Raw genomic sequence first — 3,903 nt, forward strand, 5'->3', positions numbered from 1 at the left:
TGTGCAGCGGTGGGCTACACGTCGCCCTGAAGTGCACTTTCGTGGTCTTCGGGCAGGTCTGTGGGACGCCTGGAGGGCTGAACAGACGGTAACGCATGTCTGTCCGTCCAGATGTCGCTGCTCAACTGCCTGTGCGCCGCGATCCCGGCGCGCGAGCGGGTCATCACCTGCGAGGAGGCCTTCGAGCTCCGCGTGCCGCTTCCAGACGTGGTGGCGATGCAGACCCGCCAGCCCAACCTCGAGGGCGCTGGAGAGATACCGCTGCGCCGCCTGGTCAAGGAGGCACTGCGGATGCGGCCCTCCCGCATCGTCGTCGGCGAGGTGCGCCAGGAGGAGTGCCTCGACCTGACGCAACACGCCTCAACATATACCGGGCCATAGGGACCCGATGCGTGCAGGCGAGGGCTTCACAACCGCGCATGCGCTTCCGTCTGCCAGCAGCCGGTCGACGAATACCAGCCGGTGCCGAGCGCCCGCTCCGACCGCCCGCCGGCGCGGCCGATCGACCAGCCGTGCGTCCCGACAGGCCTGCCAGCGCGGCCTCACCTCGGCGACCAGCTCAACCAGGGCCGTCTGGGACAGCCTGGTCACCCGGCGACCGCGACAGCGGCAAGGGCCAGGCTTCTCGATACACTGCGACCCTGCGCCGTCCTTCACACCAGCACCAGCAGGCGTCCCGCGGACCATGCACGAGGTCGTCAGCCATTCTCAGTAGCAGATTGGCGGCCCTGTTGATCATGTGGCGCGGTCGTTTCGATCGTGGAACACGATCAGGACGTCGGCGGTTGACTACCCGGCGCTCACGGTTGTTAACTAACTGTGAGTCAATGCGAGAAGGATCTCACTGGTAGCCGGTTCCCGTCTTTCGGCGATCGTGCGAGCCTAGAACTCAGCGGGGACGACGGCCAACGCAAACGACGGCCGACGCAAACGACGGCCAACGCAAACGACGGCCAACGCAAACGCAGAATTGTCTGCAGACACCGGGGTACTCGTTGACTTCTCGTGAGCGTTCGGCCGTCACCACAGCAGCTACGGATGCGGTAAACACGACGGCCGGAGTCGCGGTGTTCCTCGATCCGTCGGGACGCCGGTGGCGGAGCTTGCTGGTGCTGGGCTTGCCGATCACCCTGCTGTTCGTCGCGGCAGCGATCTACGGCGGATTTCGGATTCACGAGGCCCCGGCGGCATCGCCCGCGGCGGCTGCGGTAGCGGTTGAGGATATTGCGCCCGGGCCGGGTGAGCGGCCGCTCGATGTGATCGGCGAGGGGCCGATGCTGCGTGTGCTGCAGATCGACCGCGGTGAAGGAGTTGTCGGCAAGGATCCCTTCACCGGCGAGGTGGTGCCGCTCACCGCCGACGAGGTCGACGCAGCCGGTACCGATGAGTATGTAATCCAGCGGTATGGCTACGCGTCCGACACCACCCAAACGATCTCGTTGACCTTCGACGATGGTCCGCATCCGATCAGCACACCGCAGCTGCTGGACGTCTTGTCGGCCGAGGGGGTGCCGGCGACCTTTTTCGTGACGGGCAGCATGGCCGTGCAACACGCCGAGACGCTGCAGCGAATGGTCCGCGAGGGTCATGCGGTCGGCAATCACACTCTCACCCACGCCGATCTCAATGACGTCAGCGCTTTTCGAGCCCGGGAAGAACTTGTTCAGACCGACCGGATCATTCGATCGCTGACCGGGCAGGCGACGACCTCGTTTCGGCTGCCGTACGGAGGAACCACCAGCGAAGAGGTCAGCAAAAACACCTTGGGCATCCTGCGTGCGCAGCAGCTGGGGTACCACCTGTCCGGCTACGACTTCGAGACGCTGGACTGGAGCTACGGATCGGGCGAGGCGAGGGCGGAGGCCGCCGACATACCGCTGCCGGAATTCGACGGCCGCAACATCACCGTTCTGATGCACGACGGCGGCGCCGACAACCGGGCGGCGACCGTCGAGTACGTGCGAACTCGGCTGATTCCCGCGGCTCGAGCCGCCGGCTACACCTTCCAGACAATGCCGCAGGCGCAACCTGCGCTGCAGGCCTCGACGCAGACGGTCACGCCCTCGATCTGGGATCGAGCCACCGGCGCCCTCGCCCAGTCGATCTACGTCTGGCCGAACACGGTCATGCACTTCCTGTTCGTCTTCGCGTTGGCCATCGTGGGGGTGATCGGCCTCTTCAACACGGCGATGGCGGTCGCGCGTCGTCGCTCCCAGGCCCGCTTTGACGCCAACGTCACCGTGCTGCCGGTCAGCATCGTCATCGCGGCCTACAACGAGGAGAGGGTCATTCGGCGAACGCTGGAGACGCTGCTCGACTCGAACTACCCGTTCATCGAGCTGCTCGTGATCAACGATGGGTCGACCGACCGCACGGCGGCCGAGGTCGAAGCGATGATGCCGCGCGATGCGCGCATCCGTCTGATCAACCAACCCAACCGCGGCAAGTGGGCCGCCTTGAACAACGGCACCGCCCAGGCGCGGGGAGACATCCTGGTCACCCTGGACGCCGACACCATCTTCACTCCGGACACCGTCACCAACCTGGTCCGTCAGTTCGCGGCGGACCCCGATGGCCGCCTCGGCGCAGTCGCCGGTGTCGTCCGGGTCGGCAACCGGAAGCGCAACCTGCTCACCCGTTGGCAGGCTCTTGAGTACCTGACACAGATCGGCATCGAGCGCTCGGCATACGCCCAGCTGGGAGCGGTGCCCATCATCCCCGGGGCCTGCGCGGCCTGGCGCAAGGCGGCGGTGGCGGAGGTCGGCGGCTACTCCCACTCCACGTTGGCCGAGGACTGCGACCTGACGCTGTCGCTGCACCAGGCGCACTGGCGGGTCAGCCAGGACGACGAGGCGCTGGCCTACACCGAGGCCCCCGACCACGCCGACGCCCTGCTGGCGCAGCGCATCCGCTGGACCTTCGGCACGCTGCAGGCCATCTTCAAGCACCGCAACATGCTGCTGCGCCGCCGGTACGGATGGCTCGGAATGGCCGTGCTGCCCTACATGGTGGTCTCGGTCCTGGTGCCTATCGTGTTCCTGCCGTTCATCGCGGTGATGGGCGTCTTGGCGGTGCAGAACTCCGGCTGGGGCACCGTGGGCCTGTACTTCCTGCTGTTCCTCGCCATGCACCTGCTCATCGCAGCAGTCGCGGTCATCCTGATGCGGGAGCGGTGGGCGAATCTGCTCATGGTCCCGATCTACCGCGTGGTGCACGAGCCGCTGCGCGCCTACCTGCTCTACACGTCGGCCTACCTGGCCATTCGCGGTGTCAAGCTCGGGTGGAACAAGCTGCAGCGCACCGGCGCCATGGACGCCATCACCGACGGGCACGGCCGGCGCCACGCCGACCTCACTCCCGTGGAGCGGCAGTCGAACGCCGTCCGAGCCCTCGAGGAAGCATCGACCACGTGACGACCAGCATGAGCTCGACGGTCCCCTCGCTGGACCGTCCGAACCACCGGACCGTGGGCACTGTCGCGGATCAGCCATCCTCGTCTCGACCGCGTCAGAACGACGGCGCCGGTCCGCGTCGTGACCGCTACATCGACACGCTGCGCGCCGGCGCCCTGCTCCGGGTCATCGTCTACCACACCTTCGGATTCGCCTGGCTGCCGTTCCTCTTTCCCTCCATGGGCATCATGTTCGCCCTTGCCGGAGGGCTGGTCGCGGCGTCCCTGGACCGAGCGCACCACAATCCGTGGAAGGTCCTGGGAAAGCGAACGAGGCGCCTGCTCCCCCCATTGTGGATGCTCGGCATCGTCCTGGTCCCCATCATGGTGATCCACGGCTGGATTGCCGTGGCCGATCAGGGTGGCGTTCCGCTCGACGGGTGGGCGCTGCTGCACTGGGTGATACCACTGGGCGATCCCGGAGCGAGTGACTGGGGTTACCGATTCACCAC

Annotated in this window: 2 protein-coding genes and 1 pseudogene; all 3 read left to right on the plus strand. The window is 66.6% G+C overall.

Features of this window, described 5'->3' with window-relative positions:
• Positions 1 to 111 precede the first annotated feature (111 nt).
• Positions 112 to 381 (plus strand): ATPase, T2SS/T4P/T4SS family, encoded by a 270-nt coding sequence (locus VN520_RS37115; protein ID WP_325751362.1) that lies wholly within the window; start codon positions 112 to 114, stop codon positions 379 to 381.
• A gap of 686 nt (positions 382 to 1,067) precedes the next feature.
• Complete coding sequence (locus tag VN520_RS37120; RefSeq protein WP_325751363.1) at positions 1,068 to 3,413, plus strand: glycosyltransferase; 2,346 nt, start codon at positions 1,068 to 1,070, stop codon at positions 3,411 to 3,413.
• A pseudogene (locus VN520_RS37125) lies at positions 3,410 to 3,903 on the plus strand (acyltransferase); the annotation flags it as partial. The gene VN520_RS37120 and the pseudogene VN520_RS37125, both read left to right, overlap by 4 nt.

It is taken from the genome of Streptomyces sp., assembly GCF_035563135.1.
In the GTDB taxonomy this organism is placed as follows: domain Bacteria; phylum Actinomycetota; class Actinomycetes; order Streptomycetales; family Streptomycetaceae; genus Streptomyces.